19 protein-coding genes are annotated in these 14,278 nt (G+C 68.4%); 14 read left to right on the forward strand and 5 right to left on the reverse strand.

The window, feature by feature from the left end:
* From VI078_15330 to VI078_15340, 3 genes are all read left to right on the forward strand, one after another.
* A partial coding sequence (locus tag VI078_15330) for a sulfite exporter TauE/SafE family protein (protein HEY6000658.1) occupies positions 1-703 on the forward strand: 703 nt, incomplete at its 5' end.
* Between the two features lie 3 nt (positions 704-706).
* Positions 707-1,438, forward strand: a complete 732-nt coding sequence (locus tag VI078_15335; protein HEY6000659.1) for a hypothetical protein — start codon at positions 707-709, stop codon at positions 1,436-1,438.
* A gap of 7 nt (positions 1,439-1,445) precedes the next feature.
* A complete protein-coding gene (locus tag VI078_15340; GenBank protein HEY6000660.1) occupies positions 1,446-1,883 on the forward strand; it encodes a universal stress protein in 438 nt (145 codons plus the stop codon).
* A gap of 93 nt (positions 1,884-1,976) precedes the next feature.
* Here VI078_15340 and VI078_15345 read toward each other — a convergent pair whose 3' ends face one another.
* From VI078_15345 to VI078_15365, 5 genes are all read right to left on the reverse strand, one after another.
* Positions 1,977-4,634, reverse strand: a complete 2,658-nt coding sequence (locus VI078_15345) for a PAS domain S-box protein (protein ID HEY6000661.1) — start codon at positions 4,632-4,634, stop codon at positions 1,977-1,979.
* A gap of 50 nt (positions 4,635-4,684) precedes the next feature.
* Positions 4,685-4,939 carry a hypothetical protein gene (locus VI078_15350; GenBank protein HEY6000662.1) on the reverse strand — a complete coding sequence of 85 codons (255 nt, stop codon included), beginning with the start codon at positions 4,937-4,939 and terminating at the stop codon, positions 4,685-4,687.
* An 83-nt stretch (positions 4,940-5,022) separates the two neighbouring features.
* Entirely contained in the window at positions 5,023-6,846 is a 1,824-nt protein-coding gene (locus VI078_15355; GenBank protein ID HEY6000663.1) for a TRC40/GET3/ArsA family transport-energizing ATPase, read from the reverse strand.
* Positions 6,847-6,857: 11 nt separating this feature from the next.
* Entirely contained in the window at positions 6,858-7,193 is a 336-nt protein-coding gene (gene arsD, locus VI078_15360; GenBank protein ID HEY6000664.1) for an arsenite efflux transporter metallochaperone ArsD, read from the reverse strand.
* Between the two features lie 51 nt (positions 7,194-7,244).
* Positions 7,245-8,297 (reverse strand): permease, encoded by a 1,053-nt coding sequence (locus VI078_15365; protein HEY6000665.1) that lies wholly within the window; start codon positions 8,295-8,297, stop codon positions 7,245-7,247.
* Between the two features lie 139 nt (positions 8,298-8,436).
* On the opposite strand from VI078_15365, the gene VI078_15370 reads away from it, so the two are divergent.
* From VI078_15370 to arsB, 11 genes are all read left to right on the forward strand, one after another.
* Positions 8,437-8,820 carry a metalloregulator ArsR/SmtB family transcription factor gene (locus VI078_15370; protein HEY6000666.1) on the forward strand — a complete coding sequence of 128 codons (384 nt, stop codon included), beginning with the start codon at positions 8,437-8,439 and terminating at the stop codon, positions 8,818-8,820.
* Positions 8,817-9,053 (forward strand): hypothetical protein, encoded by a 237-nt coding sequence (locus VI078_15375; protein HEY6000667.1) that lies wholly within the window; start codon positions 8,817-8,819, stop codon positions 9,051-9,053. The genes VI078_15370 and VI078_15375 overlap by 4 nt, the downstream gene beginning before the upstream one ends.
* A gap of 36 nt (positions 9,054-9,089) precedes the next feature.
* Positions 9,090-9,539 (forward strand): arsenate reductase ArsC, encoded by a 450-nt coding sequence (locus VI078_15380; protein HEY6000668.1) that lies wholly within the window; start codon positions 9,090-9,092, stop codon positions 9,537-9,539.
* Positions 9,540-9,625: 86 nt separating this feature from the next.
* Entirely contained in the window at positions 9,626-10,066 is a 441-nt protein-coding gene (locus VI078_15385) for a hypothetical protein (GenBank protein ID HEY6000669.1), read from the forward strand.
* Positions 10,063-10,572, forward strand: coding sequence for a hypothetical protein (locus VI078_15390; GenBank protein HEY6000670.1), 510 nt, complete (start codon positions 10,063-10,065; stop codon positions 10,570-10,572). Before VI078_15385 ends, VI078_15390 begins: the two co-directional genes overlap by 4 nt.
* Entirely contained in the window at positions 10,569-11,045 is a 477-nt protein-coding gene (locus VI078_15395) for a DUF2703 domain-containing protein (GenBank protein ID HEY6000671.1), read from the forward strand. The genes VI078_15390 and VI078_15395 overlap by 4 nt, the downstream gene beginning before the upstream one ends.
* A 27-nt stretch (positions 11,046-11,072) precedes the next feature.
* Positions 11,073-11,306: a thioredoxin family protein gene (locus VI078_15400; GenBank protein HEY6000672.1), complete on the forward strand. Its 234-nt coding sequence runs from the start codon at positions 11,073-11,075 to the stop codon at positions 11,304-11,306.
* Positions 11,307-11,319: 13 nt separating this feature from the next.
* Positions 11,320-11,850: a thioredoxin family protein gene (locus tag VI078_15405; GenBank protein ID HEY6000673.1), complete on the forward strand. Its 531-nt coding sequence runs from the start codon at positions 11,320-11,322 to the stop codon at positions 11,848-11,850.
* A 12-nt stretch (positions 11,851-11,862) separates the two neighbouring features.
* Positions 11,863-12,561, forward strand: a complete 699-nt coding sequence (locus VI078_15410) for a cytochrome c biogenesis protein CcdA (GenBank protein ID HEY6000674.1) — start codon at positions 11,863-11,865, stop codon at positions 12,559-12,561.
* 144 nt (positions 12,562-12,705) lie between these two features.
* A complete protein-coding gene (locus VI078_15415) occupies positions 12,706-13,215 on the forward strand; it encodes a TlpA disulfide reductase family protein (GenBank protein ID HEY6000675.1) in 510 nt (169 codons plus the stop codon).
* 13 nt (positions 13,216-13,228) lie between these two features.
* Positions 13,229-14,278: ACR3 family arsenite efflux transporter (gene arsB, locus VI078_15420; protein HEY6000676.1), on the forward strand; the 1,050-nt coding region annotated here is incomplete at its 3' end.

Below are 14,278 nucleotides of genomic sequence, written 5' to 3' on the forward strand. Positions count from 1 at the left end.
GCTCGGCTTCCTCGGCTTCTACGCGCTCGCGGACTACTGGAAGTCGCGCAACGTCAAGGAGACCGCCGGCGGCCACGGCGCGCACGGCGGCCCGACCGGGACGACCGGGCTCGCGGTCAAGCTCCAGAAGATCAACATCCCGCCGATGATCACCTTCGACGAGGACTTTGGGGGCCGTCGCATCTCGTGGCTCTGGGTCGCGATCGGCGGCATGGTCGTCGGCGCGCTGGCCGCGATCATGGGCGTCGGCGGCGGGTTCGTGACCTTCCCGATGTTCGTCTACGTCTTCGGCGTCTCGACGGCGACCACCGTCGGCACCGACATCCTGCAGATCATCTTCACCGCCGGACTGGCCTCGATCGCCCAGTACGCGATCTACGGCTACGTCTTCTACACGCTGGCCATGGGCATGCTCCTGGGCTCGCTGATCGGCATCCAGGTCGGCGCGCTGACCACGAAGGTCGTCAAGGGGATCCACATCCGCGCCTTCTACGCGGTCTCGATCATCGCCGGCTTCATCAACCGCGTCACGACGCTGCCGAAGAAGTTCACCGAGCTGGAGGTCATCAAGTTCTCGAAGGGCTTCAACAACGGCATCGAGACCGTGGGCAACGTGATCTTCTGGATCGTCGTCGGCTTCTTCGGCTTCTGGATCATCAGCAAGTTCGTGACCAACATCAAGACGCTGCGGGAGGAGGGCTGAGCCATGGCCAAGACCAACAGCAAGTCCATCGGCGTCGGGGTCGTGCTGGCGATCTCCTTCTTCGCCGTGCTGGCCCTGATCTTCATGCCGGTCTTCGGCGCAGGCAGGGACGGCAAGCCCCTGAACGGCCTGGACTACGCCGACGACCTGTTCAACAAGCTCTCGAAGGGCTCCTCGTACTTCATCCCCAAGCTGCAGAAGAACGTCCAGGGCTGGGCGGGCAAGCCCTTCGATGCGGCGGTGACGCTCGACAAGCCTGAAACGGCGGCGCTGGCCGCGACGCTCTTCACGACGGCGGGCGCGACCGCCGGCGCCGACGGGGCCAGGCTGTCGGTCAAGGGCGACCTCGGCGCGGTGCTCGCGGCGGTGCTCGTGGACGCCGACAACATGTACAAGAACGACGGGGCGGCGGTCTCGGGCCGCTACGGCGGCGCCAAGGAGAAGGCCGCGCTCAAGACCTGGTGGCAGGCCTTCTCGGCGATCGACAAGGAGTTCAAGAAGACCGGCAAGATCGAGGAGTCGAACGCGATCTCCGAGGTCTTGAAGAAGGGTGTCGAGACCGCGTACAACTATTACGGGATCCCGGCGGAGAAGGTGGCCGACAAGGCGGTGCTGATGACGGCGGTGCTCGTCTTCTATCTTGTCTACACGCTCTGGTGGGGCTTCGCGATCTTCTACATCTTCGACGGGATCGGCCTGACGATGACGAAGGCCAAGGTCAAGAAGGAGGCCTAGGAAAGACATGAAGATACTCGTTCCCGTCGACGGGTCCAAGCACGCCGAAGAGGCGCTGTACACCGCGATCGACCTGCTCAAGAGCAAGGGCGGCGAGCTGTTCGTCCTGACGGTCGTCCCGAGCTTCGAGTCGTTCGACCTGGAGCTCTCGCTCTCGGGGCGGGAGCACCTGAAGCAGGACTTCGAGGCCAAGGGCACCAAGGTGGTGAACCGCTCCTGCGACATCGCCACCGGCGAGGGCGTCAAGGTCCACTGCAAGGCCGAGGTCTCCGCGACCAACATCCCCGACGCGATCATCGGCTTCGCGGAGAAGGAAAAGGTCGACCTCGTGGTGATCGGCAGCCGCGGCCTCTCGCCGGCGTCGCGCTTCCGGATGGGCTCCGTGGCCTCGAAGGTCGTGCGCCACGCACCCTGTTCTGTCTACGTGGTGAAGGCGAAGGCCTGATCCCGCGGCGGGGGCGCCGCCCCCGCCGTCGTCGCGCTGTGCGGCCCCGGTGCCCTTCCGACGTGGTCGGGGAGGCGCCGGGGCCGAGCGCCGTCAGGCCAGCAGCCTGGCGAGCTCTTCGCGCAGCGCCGCCGCCGTGTACGGCTTGTGCAGACACGCCGCGAAGCCGTGCCGCCGGTACTCCGCGATCGCGTCGCTGCCGGCGTAGCCGCTGGAGACGATGGCCCGCACGCCCGGGTCCATCTCCAGCAGCGCGCGCACGGTCTCCAATCCCCCCATGCCGCCCCGTATCGTCAGGTCGAGGATGACGATGTCGTAGGGCCGGCCGGCTTCCCGCTCCGCGCGGTAGCGCTCGAGCACCTGCTCGCCGCAGGCCACGGCGTCGGCTGCGTGGCCCAGCGCCCCAAGCAACTCCACGGCGACCTGGCGGACCACGTCCTCGTCGTCCATGAAGAGGATGCGGCCGCGGCGCCCCCCGCCGGCGGGGGCGGCGGTGATCTCCGCGGCGACGGGCGCCCGGGACGCCGGCAGCAGGATGGTGAACGTCGAGCCCTTGCCGGGCGCCGACACCACGCCGATTGTCCCCCCGTGGTTGCGGACGATGGCGTGGGAGGTGGCCAGGCCCAGCCCGCTGCCGCCCTCCTTCGTGGTGAAGTACGGGTCGAAGACCCTCGGGAGGTCGCCTTCCGCGATGCCGACGCCGCTGTCCCGGATGGTGATCTCGACCGCAGCCGCCGGCGCCATGCCCGGCGGGAGGGGCGCCGCCGGAAGGTTGCGCGCCCCGATCTCCACCGTCCCCCCGTGGGGCATGGCCTGGTCGGCGTTCAGGACGATGTTCTGGATCACCTGGGCCAGCTGTCCGGCGTCGGCCTCGACGTTCCACAGATCGGGCGCGGCCGCGATCCGGCAGGTCGTGCGCGCCCCGCTCAGCGAGAAGGTGGCGGCGCTCTCGAGGAGCGGTGCGAGCGCCAGGACCTTCTTCACCGGCCTGCCGCCCTTGGAGAAGGTCAGGAGCTGGTTCGTGAGGTTCACCGCCTGGTGCAGCGCCTGCTCCGCCTTCGCGAGCATGGCGAGGGAGCGCTCGCGGTCGTCTGCGGCCAGCCGCGCCACCGAGATGTAGCCGAACACGCCCTGCAGGAGGTTGTTGAAGTCGTGCGCGATGCCGCCGGCGAGCGTGCCCACGGACTCGAGCTTCTGGCTCTTGAGGCGCTCGGCCTCGAGGAGGCGCCGCTCGGTGATGTCCGTGAAGAAACCCACGAGGGTGGCGCGGCCCTCGAGCTCCACCCGCACCGTGCTGATCGCCACGCGCACGGGAGAGCCGTCACGCCGCCTGAAGGTCCGTTCGCTGGTCCGCGTCCGGCCGTCGACGTGGGCCCGGAAGCGGGCGACGGACTCGTCGGCCTCCTCGGGCGCGACCAGCTCCGGGACGGTGAGCGCCAGCAGTTCCTGCTCGGGGTACCCGAGCATGCGGCAGATCTGCGGATTGGCGTAGCGGATCGCGCGGCCGTCGACGTCGGCGGCGAGGATGCCCACCGAGGCACCCTCGATGATGGCGCGGAACCGCGCCTCCGAGTACCGGAGGGCCTCGGCCGTCCGCCTGCGCTCCGTGACGTCGAGGATCACGGCCTGGGACCGCACGACGCCTCCCTCCGCGTCGCGCTCGCCCGTCGCGGAAAGCATGACCTCGACGATCCCGCCGTCCTTCCTGATGAACTGGTAGGGTACGTCCCTGGCGAAGCCGTCCCGGAAGAAGGCGGGCAGGACGACCTCCTCCGCGTACCGGCGCGAGGCGGGCGTGTAGAAGTCGGTCACCTTCCTGCCGATGACCTCGGCGCGCTCGTACCCGAGCGTCCGGAGCCAGTGGTCGTTGACCTCCACGAGCCGGGCGTCGCGGTCGATCGAGTGCAGCAGCACCGGCGTCTCGTTGTAGAGGCGCCGGTACTTGGCCTCGCTCTCCCGCAGCGCCGCCTCGGTCCGCCTGACCTCGGTCACGTCCCGCCCGGTGCACTGGTACTCGACGAGGCTTCCTTCGGCGTCGAAGATCGCGTGGTGGGTCCACTGGTGCCAGGTCACCCGGCCGTCCGGCAGGACGATGCGCGCCTCGGCGATCATGGAGGGGTGCTCCCGGTCGAGGGCCGCGACGTCCCTGATGAGCGCCTCGCGGTCGTCGGGGTGGATGAAGGGGTGGTAGCAGGTGCCGATCAGCTGCTCGCGGGTCATGCCCGCATAGCGGCAGAGCGTGTCGTTGACGAAGGTGAGGATGCCGCCGGGAGCATACCGCACCACAAACTCGGCCTGGGTGTCGACGATGGCCCGATAGCGGCTCTCGCTGGCCTGAAGCCGCTCCTGCGCCTCCTTCTGCGCGGTGATGTCGGCGATGACGCCGATCAGGCCGATGTCGGCGCCGCGCGCATCGTGGAACCGCCGGCCGGAAAGGTGTCCCCAGAACGACGAGCCGTCGCGCCGCCAGTAGCGGCGATCGACGTCGACCGACTCGATCTCGCTCGCCAGCAGGGCGAGCATGGTGCGCCGGCCGGTCTCACGCTCCGAGGGGTGCACGAGGTCGACGTACTCGCAGCCGACCATCTCCGCGAGAGGACGCAGGAACATCTCCGCCATGCGCCGGTTGGCGTGCGTGATCCTGCCGGCCTTGTCGACGAGGAAGATCCCGACGCTGGCCGTGTCCAGGATCTGCCGCAGCAGACTGCTCCGGTCTTCCTGTCGCTGCTCGCCCCGGCGCTGATCGTCCACGGCAGGGTACTCTAGCGCATCCGGCGCGGGTGGCGAAGTGCCCCGGATGCCTAGCGCCGCGCGCGGAGAATGGCCGCCTGCAGCTCCTCGAAGGTGATCGTGTCCTGCTGCACGAGCAGCGTGCCGTCGAGGGCGACCGAGGCGACCGGAGGGTCGACGCCGGGGCGGTAGTCCGCAGAGGTGTCCTTGACGATGACCAGCTCGACGCCGAAGGCGTCCCGCGCGTGGGCGGCCGCCGCGAAGTTCGCCTGGCACTTGCGTCCCATCGGCTCGTTGACGTAGAGCGTGACGACCGGCTTCCTCACCCGCGCCTCCCTCTTCCCCGGGGGGCGATTATCGCACGCGTGCGAGGCTGCGAGTCGGCGGTGCCTGTTGCGGGATCCACAGCTCAGGCCGACGTGAGACCCGAGGGAAGCGCAGCCGTCGCACGGCGAAGCAGGTCCAGCCCCCTGATCTCCTCGGCCATCAACGGGAAACGGAGCACCGGCAGCGCGAACCTGTCGTCGATATCCTTCAGGTACTTCAGCTGCATCCGCCGCCGGTTGCGAAAGAAGGCGTTTCCGCACGCCGCCTCGGGCAACAGGAGATTCGCGACGATGAACTGCGTGTGAATCCCCGCGCGCCTCAGGTCGAGCATGGCGCGCCAGGATTCCATGATTGGCGTGGATTCGGGGTACAGAACCAGGCTGAAGACCGCCCGCGCCGGGTCGCGCAGCAGCGCGATGATCTGACGGAAGCGGTTGCCGGTCTCCTGCTTCACCGCCGCGTTCTCGGCGGATGAGACCATCATCTCCACCTGCCGCGCGTAATCGAATGGCAGGTCCAGGAGGCGCAGCGTGTGGCCGGTGGGGGCCGTGTCGAAGACCACCACGTCGTAGTCGCGCCCCTCGATGAACCGGACGAACCTGTCGAAGGCCGCCATCTCCACGGTGCAGGGGGAGTTGAGCTCCTCTTCCATCGCGGCGAGCATCTGCGCCGAGCAGGTGCCGCGGGATTCGCCCAGGACCCGCTCCCGGTATTCGGCGAACGCCTGCTGCTGGTCGATCATGACGGCGGAGAGATTCCCGGCGATCGGCGCCGGCTCGCTGCCGACGGGGACGCCGAAGACCTCCCCGAGGTGCGCCGCCGGGTCGGTCGTGACGATGAGGGTCTTGAAGCCCCGGTCCGCGAGGTGCATGGCGACGACGCAGGAGACCGTGGTCTTGCCCACGCCCCCCTTGCCCGTGAAGAAGATGGCGCGGGTCCCCTCGCCGGGAACGGGAAGCAGGAGGCGGTCGAGGTCCGGCGGCGCCGGGGGGGACGGTTCCGGCTCGCAGCCGGGCGGGCCGGGCGCGGTGGCTGGAAGAATGCCATCGTAGAGCTCCGCCGCGACCGAGGCGAGCGCGGAAATTCCCTTCACCTCGCCGTCGCGCAGGAGCATCCGCCTGATCGGCGTCCCGAGCGCTGCCGCGGCGTCCGCGATGACTCGCTGCTGCGCCTCGAACTTCCCCGCGAAGAACCTCGCGTCGCAGGCCTCCCGGGGCAGGATGCCGTTGATGACCGTGAGGCCGGAGGTTATCCCGATCGTCCGGAGTTCCTTCCTGGCGCGCAGCGTCTCGTAGAGCGACAGCGACTCGGGGCGCATGACGAAGACGAACGTGGTCCGCTCCGGGTCCCGCAGCAGCGCCGTGGCCCGGTCGTACTTCTCCTTGGAGTCCTGGATCGTCTGGACCGGCCCGAGGCACGTCTGCCCGCTGCCCCTGGCGGACTCCTCGATGTGTCGCGACCAGTCCACGGGCAGCTCGAGCAGCCGGATCGTGTGGCCGGTGGGGGCGGTGTCGAAAACGATCACCTCGTATTCGGCGCCTTCCATGAAGTCGATGAACCGGTCGAACGACGCCATCTCCGTCGTGCAGGGGCCGCTCAAATTCTCTTCGAGGGACGCGATGACGTCCTCCGGCATCACGCCGCGGTAGGGGCCGATCAAGCGCTCCTTGTATTCGCGCGTCGCCGCGTCCGGGTCGATCTCCATCGCCCACAGGTTCGAGATCCCGTGGATCGGGACGATGCGGTGCCCGATCGCCTGTTCGAAGACGTCGGCCAGGTTCGAGGCGGGATCGGTGGTGACGATCAGGGTGCGCTCGCCCTTCTGCGCGCGGTGGATGGCGGTTGCCGCGGCCATCGTCGTCTTGCCGACGCCGCCCTTGCCGGAGAAGAAGAGATACCGGGTCACGGCGGCGCCCGCTACGCCATGGGCAGGGCCACGGGCGGCGCCTGCGGTTCGATGCCGAGCGCCGTGCACAGCTCCTCGTAGGCAGGGTAGGAGCCGGTGCGGAAGACCTGGCCGTTCACCAGGGTCACCGGAAGAACCTTCTTGCCCTGCGCGTGGAGCAGGTCGGCGACCGCCTTGTTCTCCAGGAAGGCCTTCGTCTGCTGGGCGAGGCCGTAGCGGACGACTTCCACGCCCTGGCGCTGGAGCGTCATGACGGCGTCGTTCATGCGGATGAGCGTCGGGTCCACCGCGGGGCCACAGATGCCGGTGGGGCAGCACATGGCGGGATCATAGATCTCGACTTTCATGGCCGGTCACCTCCTGCCGGGGATGCTGGGCGAGCCCCGTGACGACGGTGCTCACATGATGGCGTTGAAGAGATACCCGACGAACATGATCCCGACGCCGACTACGCCGGCGAACGTCGCGATCAGCCGCGGGCGCAGCACCTTGCGGAGGATGATCATCTCGGGGAGCGAGAGGGCGATCACCGCCATCATGAAGGCCAGGACCGTGCCGAGCGCCGCCCCCTTGCCGAGCAGCGCCTCGACCACCGGGATGATCCCCGCCGCGTTGCTGTACATCGGGATGCCGATCAGCACCGAGAGCGGCACGGACCACCAGGCGCCGCGCCCCATGAAGGACGCCATGAAGTTCTCCGGGACGTAGCCGTGGATCCCGGCGCCGACGGCGATGCCGAGCACGACATAGATCCAGACCCTGCCCACGATGTCGCGCACGGCGTCGACGCCGTGCTGGATGCGCCGCGCAAAGGGGAGTCGCTCGTCGAGCCCGCCCTCGCCCCCCGTGCCGATCGCCTCGTAGACCCACGGCTCGACGTGGCGCTCCATGCCGATCCTGCCGATGGTCCAGCCGGCGAGCATCGCGATCACCAGCCCGGTGCCGAGATAGAGCGCGGCGATCTTCCAGCCGAAGAGACCGAAGAGGAGCACGAGGGCGATCTCGTTGACCATCGGCGCGGAGATCAGGAACGAGAAGGTCACGCCGAGCGGGACGCCGGCGGTCACGAAGCCGATGAAGAGCGGAACGGCCGAGCAGGAACAGAAGGGGGTGACGATGCCCAGCAGGGCCGCCATGACGTTGCCGGCGGCCTCGCGCCTGCCGGCGAGGATGCGGCGCGCCCGTTCCGCGGTGAAGTAGGAGCGGACGATGCCGACGACAAACACCACGATGGTCAGCAGCAGAAGGACCTTCGGCGTGTCGTAGAGGAAGAACTCGACGGCCGAGGCGAGGTGCGTCCCCTCGGCCAAGCCGAAGAGCCGGTAGGTCAGCCACTTCGCCAGAGGCAGGAGGCTGCGGTAGGCGACCCACCACACGGCGAGACCGATGCCGCCGGCGAGCAACGTTCGCCTGGGAAACGACGCTGCCCCGGTCAGGCCGGCCGGGCTCATGGGTATCGCAGTGCCGGCCAGGGGACTCGCTTCTTTATCGGCGGTCACCATCGCAGTCCTCCGGATCGCTGTTGCTTTTTCAGTAAGATGTAGACATACTACTCTCGATTCGTCGTATGTCAACATATAGGAGGCAACGATGAGCCTGCGACGGTACGAGGCGGTGATGAAGGCCGTTGCCGATCCCACTCGCGTCAGGATCCTCAAGATGCTCGAGCCGGGCGAACTCTGTGTCTGTCAGATCATCGCCGTCCTCGCCCTCACTCCCTCCACGGTCTCCAAGCACCTCTCCCTGCTCAAGTCGGCGGGGCTCGTCAATGACCGCAAGGAGAAGAAATGGGTTCACTACTCGCTCGACCGGACGAGTGCAGACCCTTATGTCGCCGGGATTCTCCGGGAGCTTGCAGACTGGCTCGTCGATGATCGAACGATTCTCGCCGATCGGGGGCGACTCGCAGAGGCGAGGAAGGATGTTGGCCCGAGTGCCTGTGCGGTCGGGTCCTGTGTCGAGGCCAGGCCATGAGAGGAAGGCCGCCGGTGGTCGAGGTGCTTTCGCTCCCCGGATGCCCGGGCGCAGAGCGGGCGCTGAGCATGGCCCGGGAGATTGCCGCAGCGCTGGCGCCCGGAGCCGACGTGCGCGACATCCGGCTGACGGAGGCCGAAGCCAGGGAGAGGGGATTCCCGGGCTCGCCGACCGTGCTCGTGGACGGCAGGGACATCGAGGGACGTGAGCCGCACGCCGCGGGCATCGCCTGACGCGCGTACGAGACCGGCGGGGTCCCGCCGGCGTGGATGCTCGAGACGGCAGTCCTGAGGGCGCTCGCGCCTCGCCACATCCTCTTCCTGTGCGTGCAGAACTCCGCACGCAGCCAGCTCGCGGAGGGGATCGCGCGCTTCCTGGCGCCGCCGGGAGTGACGGTCTCCTCGGCCGGCTCGAATCCTTCCTCCGTGCGGCCGCAGGCGATCCGGGTCCTCAAGGAGATCGGGATCGACATCTCCGCGCAGCGCTCCAAGGCGATGGACGAGATCGACGCGGCCTCTGTGGAAGCCGTCGTAACGCTCTGCGCCGAGGAGGTCTGTCCGCTCTTCCTCGGCGGTGCGGTCAAGCTGCACTGGGGGCTCCCGGACCCGGCAAAGGCCCCGGGCGACGACACGGCCCGGCTGGAAGCCTTTCGCGGCACGCGGGATGAACTGTTCCGCCGCCTGAAGCTGCTCTTCGACGGCTGGAAGAGCCGATCCTGAGGCAGGGGAATGAGGTGTTCAAGACAATACCTGTCGGGACGAAGGTCTCACGCCTGCAGGCGCAGGCCCGTGAAGGAGGGATCCGCATGAGAAACGGCTTCATCGTGGCCCTTGCCACAGTCTTGATCCTGTCCCTGCCCCTGGCGGCGGGGGCCGCGCCTTCGTCGCCTCCCGCGCAGGCCCCGCCCTCGGGCGTGGCGGGAACCGCGGGGGAGCGCCCGCTCGTCGAGGTCGACGATCTCCTGAAGGCGCCGGAGAAGCACCAGGGCGCGCTGCGGGTGCGGGGCATGGTGCGGAAGGTCTTCGCGAAGGAACAGCGGCTGGGGCTGCTCGACGCGCGCTACGCGAACTGCTGCTCGACGCCGTGCGAGACCGAGAAGCTCCTGCCCGTGGCCTGGGCGGGCGAGATGCCGAGAGTGCGGGCGCTGGTGCTGATCTCGGGCGACATCCAACGGCGCGACGGGAAGATGGAGTTCGTCGCCACGGGCATCGAGCCGGCGGCGCCGGCTGGCGGCACGTCCAAATGAGATCCCCCGCGGTCGCGGCCAGGGAGGCGCTCCTCCCGTTGGCGGTCTTTGCCGCGACCGTGCTGGTGCACTATCTCTGGGTGGGGAGGGCGCCGGAACCGGCGGTGGTCGAGTCCCCGTGGGCCTCGCTCCCCTCGGACGCGCCCTCGGCGCTGGCCAGCTACGTCGACGCCGGCGACTATTGGCTGGGCTACTCCTATGGGCTGTCGCTGGCGTTCGCGACGACGGCGGTGCGCGCCTTCGCACGGGGAAAGTCTGCCGCCGGCGGCTTCGCGCTGGGCGGGCTCACCTTTTCCGGCCTGCTGGCCGCGGGCGGCTGCTACCTGCTCGGCTGCTGCGGCTCCCCGATGCTCGTGGTCTACCTGAACCTCTTCGGCGCCGGATACCTCCCGTTCGCGAAGCCGCTGCTCGCGGCGCTGACGACGGTGTCGATCCTTGGCGCCTGGTGGTGGATGGCACGCGTCGCGCGCAAGCGGGCCGCCTGCTGCCCGGCGAGCGTGACATGAAGGAACTCAACGTCCGGTGGCAACGTCTTCTCGACGAGGCGAACCAGACCTGCCCTCGGTGCGGCACCACGGAGGCGGAGGTCGAGAGGGCAATCGACCTCCTGCGGCAAGCCATGAAGCCGCTGGGCATCGCGGTGCTTCTCGAGAAGGAGGCGCTCAGCCCGGAGACGTTCGCCGCTGCCCCTCTCGAGTCCAACCGGATCTGGGTAGGCGGCGCGCCGATCGAGTGGTGGCTCGCCGCCACCAGCGGCCAGAGCCAGTGCTGTGACGCGTGCGGGGATGCCGATTGCAGGACCATGACGGTGGACGGAAGAACGTACGAAGCCATTCCGGTCGAACTGATCGTGAAGGCCGGCCTGCTCGCTGCCGCGAGGCTGCTCACTCCGGCACCGCCGCACGACGCCGGGGGCGGCGGGGAGGGGGAGCCGCCGCGCGGGCCGGCGCTGCCGACGACGCGCTGCGGCTGCGGCTGAGTCAATTGCGATGCAGTGGAGGAGACGATGAAGATCACGGTCTACGGTCCGGGATGCAGGAAGTGCCACGAGGCCGAGGAGCTTGTGAAGCGCGTGGTTGCCGAGCTCGGCTCCGACGCGGTGGTCGAGAAAGTCAGCGACCTCCAGGCGATGATGAAGCTGGGGATCATCAGCACGCCGGGCGTGGCCGTCGACGGCGTGCTCAAGGTCGCTGGACGGATTCCCAAGGCGGACGAGATCAGGGGTTGGCTCGGGAAGTAGGGTGCCTGGGTCGATGAAGACCGGAGCGAAGCTTGCGACTGTCGCCCTCCTCGCGGTGGCCGTGGCGGCCACGTTTGCGTTGCGGAGCGGGAAGAGGGCCGAGTATGTGGCCCGGCCCGAGCCGGTCGCCGTGCAGACACCGCAGGCACCGGGAGGCTCGGCGCCGCCGGCAAGTCCCGCGCCCGGGCAGGAGGCTGCGTCACCGGTGGCTGCCGCGCCCGTCCGCGCCAATCCGCCCGCCGGCACGCCGCCGGTCGCGACGGCAGCCAGGCCCCGTATTCTCGAACTCGGCTCGATGCGCTGCCAAGCCTGCCTGGAAATGGCGAAGGTGCTCCATGCCCTGCGGGCCAGCCAGGGGACGAAGCTCCGGGTGGACTTCATCGACGTGTTCGAGGAGCCGGCAGCCGCCGAGCGCTACAACATCGCGCTGATCCCGACGCAGATCCTCTTCGACGCGGCCGGCAAGGAGATCTTCCGCCACCAGGGCTTCTTTTCCCACGACGATATCCTCGCCACGTTCCGCCAACTCGGCGTGCAGCTCTAGCCGGACCCCGCGATGGAAGCTCTATTCGCCTCGCTGAGCCGCGCCGTCGAGAGTTCCCCCGTCGTCGCCCTCGGGGCTTCGTTCGCCTGGGGACTCCTGAGCGTGCTCCTGTCTCCCTGCCACCTGGCGAGCATTCCCCTGATCGTCGGCTTCATGAGCGAGCAGAAGGGGATGACGGTCGGTCGAGCCTTTCGCACTGCGCTTATCTTCGCTCTCGGGGTCCTGGCGTCGATCGCCTTGATCGGCGTGATCACGGCAGCCCTCGGCCGGATGCTCGGCAACGTGGGCGGCTGGGTCAACTACCTCGTGGCGGCGGTGTTCTTCGTGATGGGGCTGCACCTGCTGGACGTGATCCCGCTGCCCGGGGGAGGACCATCCGGGATCCCCGCTGCCCGGCGAGGCTATCTTGCCGCCCTAGTCATCGGGTTCGTGTACGGTGTCGCGCTCGGCCCCTGCACCTTCGCCTACATGGCGCCAGTGCTCGCCGTTGCCTTCAAGTCCGGGGCAACCTCGCCGGTCTTCGCCGCGGCGCTCTTCACGGCCTTCGGCGCCGGGCACTGCGCGGTCATCACGGCGGCGGGGACCTCGGTCAAGGGAGTCCAGGACTACCTCCGATGGAGCGAGGACTCCCGGGCGATGCTGATCGGGAGGCGCATCTGCGGCGTCCTGGTGCTCGCGGGCGGACTGTACTTCCTCTACACGGCGCGGTGAGTTCGTGATCGCAGGCCTCGTCCGGCGGGCCCCCGCAGCCATGGGAATCATGGCGCTGCTCCTGTGCGCCGGTCCGGCGGCGTCCGCCGAGGGGGAAATCAAGGAATGAATGCAGGGAGCGTCTTCACGACAATGGCCGGGTGTGTGCTTCTGCTGCCCTCCCTGGCGTTCGCGCTCGATCTCCCCAAGCCCGGCCTCACCGAATCCAACGGCGCGGTGACGGTGGGCAAGCCGGCGCCGCCTCTCGCCGGGAAGGACATCAAGGGGCGGGCGATCACCGCCGAGACCTTCAAGGGGCGGCCGGTGCTCGTGGACTTCGGCTCGATCTTCTGCTCGTCCTGCCAGGAGACCATCAAGGAGTTCGTGCGGCTGGAGAAAGCGTACGGGTCGACTGACCTCGCGCTGGTCGTCGTCACCGACGGGGCGTCGTCGACGAAGGCCATGAACAACCTGTTCCGCCAACTGGGGGCGACCTACACGGTCATCCGGGACGAGGGTTCGAAGCTCTTCGAGAGCTACGGGGTGACCCTGATCCCCTTTCAGGTCGTCATCGATCGGCAGGGGGTCGTCAGGAAGATCCACAATGGATTCAACGCGGACATGGAAGGCGTGTTCGGCCTGAGAGAGCTTTCGGGCCTGGGTGCAGGGAAGTAGCCGGGAGGAACGAATGGCCGCGAAACAGATGAGCTTCTTCGACCGCTATCTGACGCTCTGGGTCGCGCTCTGCATGGGCGTCGGCGTGGCCCTTGGGAAGGCCGCGCCCGAGGCCGTGGCGGCACTGCGCGGCCTGGAGTTCGGCGAGGGCTCGCAGATCAACGTCGCCATCGCGGTGCTGATCTGGCTCATGGTCTACCCGATGATGCTCAAGGTGGACTTCTCCTCGGTCCTCAACGCCGGCCGCAATCCGAAGGGGCTGTTCGTCACGCTCTTCGTGAACTGGATCGTGAAGCCCTTCAGCATGGCCCTCTTCGGCTGGGTCTTCTTCCGCTGGGTCTTCAGCGGGTTCATCGCGCCGGCGGAGGCCGACCAGTACATCGCCGGCGCGATCATCCTCGCCGCGGCGCCCTGCACGGCGATGGTCTTCGTCTGGAGCTACCTCACGGACGGCGACCCGGGCTACACGCTGGTGCAGGTCTCGGTCAACGACCTGCTGATGCTGGTGTTCTTCGCGCCGATCGTGAAGTTTCTTGTCGCGGGGGCATCGAGTCTGATCGTTCCCTTCAGCGTTCTCTTCGCGTCGGTGCTGGTGTTCATCGTCATTCCCCTGACGGCCGGGGTGGTCACCCGCGCCGCACTGATCAAGGCCAAGGGCACGGACTGGTTCTCCTCGCGCTTCCTGCCGGCGCTGCACCCGGTCGCAGTGGTCGCGCTCCTCGCGACGCTGGTGCTGATCTTCGCCTTCCAGGCCGACAACATCACGGGACGGCTCTTCCATGTGCTGCTGATCGCGGTGCCGATCACGATCCAGGTCTACTTCAACGCGTCGCTCGCCTACGGGTTGATGAAGTGGCTCAAGGTTCCGCACACGATCGCGGCGCCGGGGGCCCTGATCGGCGCCAGCAACTTCTTCGAGCTGGCGGTCGCGGTGGCGATCACCCTCTTCGGGCCGGAGTCCGGCGCGGCACTGGCCACGGTCGTCGGCGTGCTCGTGGAGGTGCCGGTGATGCTCTCGGTCTGCAGCTTCTGCAACCGGACGCGGCACTGGTTCCCCGTCCCG

It is taken from the genome of bacterium (assembly GCA_036524115.1).
GTDB lineage: Bacteria > JAUVQV01 > JAUVQV01 > JAUVQV01 > DATDCY01 > DATDCY01.

Excerpts from the sequence above, each read along its gene's own strand:
- VI078_15335 (HEY6000659.1), top strand. The coding sequence starts at position 707 with ATGGCCAAGACCAACAGCAAGTCCATCGGCGTCGGGGTCGTGCTGGCG.
- VI078_15340 (HEY6000660.1), top strand. The coding sequence starts at position 1,446 with ATGAAGATACTCGTTCCCGTCGACGGGTCCAAGCACGCCGAAGAGGCG.
- arsD (HEY6000664.1), bottom strand. The coding sequence starts at position 7,193 with ATGAAAGTCGAGATCTATGATCCCGCCATGTGCTGCCCCACCGGCATC.
- VI078_15365 (HEY6000665.1), bottom strand. The coding sequence starts at position 8,297 with ATGAGCCCGGCCGGCCTGACCGGGGCAGCGTCGTTTCCCAGGCGAACG.
- VI078_15370 (HEY6000666.1), top strand. The coding sequence starts at position 8,437 with ATGAGCCTGCGACGGTACGAGGCGGTGATGAAGGCCGTTGCCGATCCC.
- VI078_15375 (HEY6000667.1), top strand. The coding sequence starts at position 8,817 with ATGAGAGGAAGGCCGCCGGTGGTCGAGGTGCTTTCGCTCCCCGGATGC.
- VI078_15380 (HEY6000668.1), top strand. The coding sequence starts at position 9,090 with ATGCTCGAGACGGCAGTCCTGAGGGCGCTCGCGCCTCGCCACATCCTC.
- VI078_15385 (HEY6000669.1), top strand. The coding sequence starts at position 9,626 with ATGAGAAACGGCTTCATCGTGGCCCTTGCCACAGTCTTGATCCTGTCC.
- VI078_15390 (HEY6000670.1), top strand. The coding sequence starts at position 10,063 with ATGAGATCCCCCGCGGTCGCGGCCAGGGAGGCGCTCCTCCCGTTGGCG.
- VI078_15395 (HEY6000671.1), top strand. The coding sequence starts at position 10,569 with ATGAAGGAACTCAACGTCCGGTGGCAACGTCTTCTCGACGAGGCGAAC.
- VI078_15400 (HEY6000672.1), top strand. The coding sequence starts at position 11,073 with ATGAAGATCACGGTCTACGGTCCGGGATGCAGGAAGTGCCACGAGGCC.
- VI078_15405 (HEY6000673.1), top strand. The coding sequence starts at position 11,320 with ATGAAGACCGGAGCGAAGCTTGCGACTGTCGCCCTCCTCGCGGTGGCC.
- VI078_15410 (HEY6000674.1), top strand. The coding sequence starts at position 11,863 with ATGGAAGCTCTATTCGCCTCGCTGAGCCGCGCCGTCGAGAGTTCCCCC.